The organism is Candidatus Megaera venefica (assembly GCF_034554655.1).
Taxonomy (GTDB): domain Bacteria; phylum Pseudomonadota; class Alphaproteobacteria; order Rickettsiales; family Rickettsiaceae; genus Megaera_A; species Megaera_A venefica.
On sequence record NZ_JARJFB010000261.1, the window covers coordinates 1 to 1,123 of the forward strand.

Consider the following 1,123-nt stretch of genomic DNA (forward strand, 5'->3'; position numbering starts at 1 on the left):
GCATTACTTCGTTCGGAGTTGTTGCCTTCTGCCGGTCCGTGTGGATTTAAAACCGATAGTAATAATACGGAAAGCTAATCTTTATAAAAAAGAATTTAAATTAATGCTCAAGCGTGGTAGATGTGCACAAAAGATGTTTGATGCTGTAAGCTTATTATTAGATAACGCTAATAAAGGGATAGAACCCCGTTTATTACTGCCAGAAAAATACTCTTTACATAAATTATCCGGTAAATATAAAAATTATTGGGAATGCCATATTGAACCAGACTGGTTGCTTATTTTCTATTTAGATAATGAAGTTCTTAGATTAGAGCGCACGGGAACTCATTCAGATTTGTTTTAAACTCTTCATTTACCAGGGTTCAAAGTGAAGAATTGGACTATAGTTTTGACTGGATAACGCTCATTATCTTAAATTAAGCTGACCGGCGCAGTAATATTTTAATGTGAGAAACATCGATACTTTTTTTGGCATTCCAGATATCATACTGTTGCTGGAGGTTAAGCCAGTATTCAGGGCTAGTGTTTGGAAATGCTGCGGATAAACGAATAGCCATAGAAGAACTAACGCTAGATCTTTCATTGATTAGAAATGATAAAGTTTTACGGGTAACTCCAAGCGATAAAGATGCCTCAGTGACAGTTAAATTTAAAGGCTCTAAATACAATTCTTTTAATATGCTGCCTGGATGTGGGGGATTGAACATAGTTACCTCGCTTTAATGATAATCTAAATAATCAACGTCATATGCATCTCCATTACTAAACCGAAATATCAGACGCCAATTACCATTAATTTTAATTGACCAGAAGTCTTTCATATTACCTTGCAGCTTGTGCAGTCCGAGCCCTGGTAAATTCATGTTTTCTACATTAGTTGCAGCATTCAAGTTAGCCAATAATAACCTGAGTTTCTTTATATGATCGCTTTGTATTTTTGTAGTATCGCCATTATTAAAGAAATTGTTTAGACCTTTATGGCGAAAAGTTTTGATCATATCTTAAATATATTTCCTTAGTAAGACTGTAACATATAACGTTATAGTTATCAAGATAATTATCTGTTAATTTCTATACATCTTGTGAACGAGATAAGACATACATTGTTTTGCTTAAATTC

The 1,123-nt window shown here is 33.7% G+C and carries 3 protein-coding genes; 1 reads left to right on the forward strand and 2 read right to left on the reverse strand.

Translation table 11 applies throughout. The features are described 5' to 3' along the window. Positions 1-346 (forward strand): type II toxin-antitoxin system YafQ family toxin (locus Megvenef_RS09610; RefSeq protein WP_322777688.1); only part of this gene is annotated, 346 nt, incomplete at its 5' end. 73 nt (positions 347-419) lie between these two features. Here the strand turns inward: Megvenef_RS09610 and Megvenef_RS09615 are convergent. Both Megvenef_RS09615 and Megvenef_RS09620 read right to left on the reverse strand, forming a co-directional pair. Then, entirely contained in the window at positions 420-710 is a 291-nt protein-coding gene (locus Megvenef_RS09615) for a HigA family addiction module antitoxin (RefSeq protein ID WP_322777689.1), read from the reverse strand. Positions 711-722: 12 nt separating this feature from the next. Beyond that, positions 723-1,001: a type II toxin-antitoxin system RelE/ParE family toxin gene (locus Megvenef_RS09620; protein ID WP_322777690.1), complete on the reverse strand. Its 279-nt coding sequence runs from the start codon at positions 999-1,001 to the stop codon at positions 723-725. Positions 1,002-1,123: the final 122 nt, after the last annotated feature.

What these genes read in the sequence shown, in the direction of transcription:
- Megvenef_RS09620 (WP_322777690.1), bottom strand. Translation starts at nt 1,001, where the DNA reads ATGATCAAAACTTTTCGCCATAAAGGTCTAAACAATTTCTTTAATAAT.
- Megvenef_RS09615 (WP_322777689.1), bottom strand. Translation starts at nt 710, where the DNA reads ATGTTCAATCCCCCACATCCAGGCAGCATATTAAAAGAATTGTATTTA.